The sequence below is a fragment of the Pseudomonas viridiflava genome (assembly GCF_900602065.1).
Taxonomy (GTDB): domain Bacteria; phylum Pseudomonadota; class Gammaproteobacteria; order Pseudomonadales; family Pseudomonadaceae; genus Aquipseudomonas.
In genome coordinates, this window is record NZ_UWFN01000295.1 from 1 (window position 1) to 357 (window position 357).

At 55.7% G+C, this 357-nt stretch carries 1 protein-coding gene; it reads right to left on the reverse strand.

What is annotated here, in order from left to right:
- Nucleotides 1-357 (reverse strand): hypothetical protein (locus tag EE949_RS22405; protein ID WP_164666820.1); only part of this gene is annotated, 357 nt, incomplete at both ends.

Below are 357 nucleotides of genomic sequence, written 5' to 3' on the forward strand. Positions count from 1 at the left end.
TAAGAACCCCATCCTGCCGGGACATGAATCGGTTCACGGCATATTCAACAAGACTTTCGCTGACCCGCTCGGTCGCGGCCGGCAGTGCGTTGATCTGGCCGGGCGGCACCGGTGCAGGAATGTAATGTGTCAGGGTGACCGTAATATCGCCAGGCTCGATGGCCTGTTCTGGAAAATCATGCATCAGCATGAGAATCAGTTGTCGGCGGGAATACTCGTAAAGGCTGGGGATGCCGAACAGAAAATCCTTCTGCGCGACGCAGGTCACGTAGAAACGCTGGAGGATATCGATAAGAACGACTTGCTCCTGCGTCGAGGCATCGCTGATCCTCTGGGGCACGATGGTCTGGTAGACAA